The sequence below is a fragment of the Cupriavidus sp. 05L310 genome (assembly GCF_056398185.1).
Genome location: NZ_JBFTOX010000141.1, coordinates 1 through 2,446 on the forward strand (window position 1 = coordinate 1; position 2,446 = coordinate 2,446).

5 protein-coding genes are annotated in these 2,446 nt (G+C 58.5%); 4 read left to right on the forward strand and 1 reads right to left on the reverse strand.

Annotated elements, in window-relative coordinates; genetic code table 11:
• The first annotated feature begins 434 nt into the window (after positions 1 to 434).
• The 4 genes from AC1DS6_RS42400 (at position 435) to AC1DS6_RS42415 (ending at position 2,260) form a co-directional block, all read left to right on the forward strand.
• Positions 435 to 1,010 (forward strand): hypothetical protein, encoded by a 576-nt coding sequence (locus AC1DS6_RS42400; RefSeq protein ID WP_477104774.1) that lies wholly within the window; start codon positions 435 to 437, stop codon positions 1,008 to 1,010.
• A 106-nt stretch (positions 1,011 to 1,116) separates the two neighbouring features.
• Positions 1,117 to 1,320 (forward strand): CsbD family protein, encoded by a 204-nt coding sequence (locus AC1DS6_RS42405; protein ID WP_477104775.1) that lies wholly within the window; start codon positions 1,117 to 1,119, stop codon positions 1,318 to 1,320.
• Positions 1,321 to 1,620: 300 nt separating this feature from the next.
• A complete protein-coding gene (locus AC1DS6_RS42410) occupies positions 1,621 to 1,788 on the forward strand; it encodes a DUF1328 domain-containing protein (protein ID WP_477104776.1) in 168 nt (55 codons plus the stop codon).
• A 37-nt stretch (positions 1,789 to 1,825) separates the two neighbouring features.
• Positions 1,826 to 2,260 (forward strand): ElaB/YgaM/YqjD family protein, encoded by a 435-nt coding sequence (locus AC1DS6_RS42415; protein WP_477104777.1) that lies wholly within the window; start codon positions 1,826 to 1,828, stop codon positions 2,258 to 2,260.
• 46 nt (positions 2,261 to 2,306) lie between these two features.
• Here the strand turns inward: AC1DS6_RS42415 and AC1DS6_RS42420 are convergent.
• Positions 2,307 to 2,446: IS4 family transposase (locus AC1DS6_RS42420; RefSeq protein ID WP_477104770.1), on the reverse strand; the 140-nt coding region annotated here is incomplete at its 5' end.

Here is a 2,446-nt window from a genome sequence, read left to right on the forward strand (position 1 = left end):
GCCCTACGGGCTCCTTGCGTTGCGCCCGGATCGGACACATTCTTGACGGCAGCCATCGTTGCCTTGGATGAGTTGTTGACGGTCATACCTACCTCGTTGCTCACTAATCTATCAGGGATAGGTGACGCACGTCATATTGGCACGGGGGGGCTGGTCGTTATAGCCATAGCAGCCACGGTCCATAGTCTCGAAAGCTTGATGCACGACAACTCTCAAGGCCACTCCTCAAATATAGTGAGTTAACCGTCAGCGCTTGGAAGTCAAAGACCACTTGCCAGATTTTCGCTCTTGGACTTCCACGCCCTGTGGAGTCCCTAGTATGACCGAGCGCGCGTCAGGAAGCGATATGTTGGCTATATGAGGTGAGCAGCAACGCATCACACGCCAGTGATGCGCAAGCCGCAAGCAGGCTCGCTACTTGAGAGGAGTTGACAATGATCAGGAAGTTTCTATCGGCAGCGATTTACGCGATGGTGTTCGCCGCACCGGCAGGCATTGCGCTGGCTACACCCGCCGCGGGATCGAAAGCAGAATACGACGCCGCAACGAAGCAGGCAAACGCCGACTATAGGGTGGCTAGTGACAAATGCGCCGGACTGAAAGCCAATGCCAAGGATATTTGCCAGGCCGAGGCAAAGCGTGATCGCGACGTGGCTAAGGCGGAAGCTGAGGTGAAGCGCGAGGGCACAGAGAAAGCACAGGCTCACGCACATAAGGTCAAAGCCGACCGGGACTACGATGTCGCAAAGGAGATGTGCGACGACAAGACGGGCAACGCGAAGGACGTGTGCGTGAAGGAAGCTAAGGCTGCGCATGAGAAGGCGCTAGGCGCCATCAAGATAGAAAAGGCGAAAGAGAGTGCCGGCGCTGATGTCTCCGAGGCCCGCCGCGAGGCCAAGAAGGACACCATGGACGCTAACTATGAGGCCGACAAGCAAAAGTGCGACGCAATGTCCGGCGGCGCCAAGGACAAATGCATCTCGGACACGAAGGCGAAGTACGGAAAGTAGTAGTTGGAGTAGTTGGCTAGGTGCGCGGCGCATGCTGTCGCCGCTTGTTGGAGGTGAGCGGGTCCGGCCGCGGACTCACCATCAGGAATCCGAAAAGGAGTTGACCATGAATTGGGATCAGATCGAAGGCAAGTGGGAGCAAGCAAAAGGCAAGGTCAAGGAGAAGTGGGGAAAACTGACCGACGATGACCTTACCCGGGTCCAAGGCAAGCGCGATCAACTCGCCGGAAGAATCCAGGAGCGCTATGGCTTCACGAAGGAACAGGTTGAGGAAGAGATGAAGGCCTGGGAGCGTGATAGCAAGCTGTAGGCGTAGTTCAATGGGCTGGTGCATCTCACTGAGTAGGGAGATTCTTGCGGCAGTTACGACAGGTGTTTCTCTTGGTAGCGAAATGCTTGTGCGCCGCAGCCCGTAAGTGCCAGCCCTCAGTTTAATCTTGGCGGGTACCCCGCGAGCGTGGATGGGGTGTTCGGACGGGCTGCCCGCCAGGTGCGATGGGATTGAGCGGGTCTCCGTTCCCGGGGATGAGGTGCTGTGCCAGCCACGCAATGCTGCCCGCGAGCAGCGCGGAGTGCCGTCTCCGCCGTGGTTTGAACAAGGGAGGACATCATGTTGTACTACGCGCTGGTTTTCTTCTTAATCGCCCTGGTTGCTGCGGTGTTCGGCTTTGGTGGCATCGCCGCAGGCGCTGTGGAAATCGCCAAGATCTTGTTCTTCATCTTTCTCGTGGTGGCGCTGGTGACCTTCGTGATGAGTCTGGTCCGCAAGGGCAGATGATGCCCGTCAATTTCGAAGCTAGTAAGGAGGCCACGTCATGCTGTTCCACCATTCAAGGGTTCCCAAGGCCGCGCTCAACCTCAGTGATAGCGTCGACAGTCCGGTAGGGGAAATCCAACGCGCTGTCCGAGACACGCGGCGGGCCGCTATCCAAGGGGCGACGCCACTGCTGGAGGAAGGCAAGGCGTTGATCGCGCAGTTGGAGCACCTCATCGAAGCGCGCGCCCGCGATGCTCCGGAAGAAGTGGCCAAGGCGGGAAGTCGCCTGCAGGACAGGGGACATGTCCTGAGCAGCGGCATTCGTGGAATGGCTCAGGATGGCGCGCATCGCGTCCGTGTGCGAGTGGATCATGCGGTGGAAGGCTTGCAGCAAGGTGTAGTCGAATCACCGCTGAAGACAGTCGGCATCGCCGTCGCTGTTGGCGTTCTGATCGGGCTCCTGGTGGCGAGCAGCGGCCGCCGGCGCGACTAAGCCGGTGTAAATCCGGCATCCGGTAGAGACACCTGAAGGCATGTGGTTATACACAATTGTCCCCATCATCGACGGCTCGTAAGCCTCGCAGTGTCTTCGCCGCGACATGAACTTCTTTCAGCCCCAGCCAAATCGTCTTCACGCCAGGCTCGCCATCACTCTTGCGGCCGAGGAATCCGCCAAGGC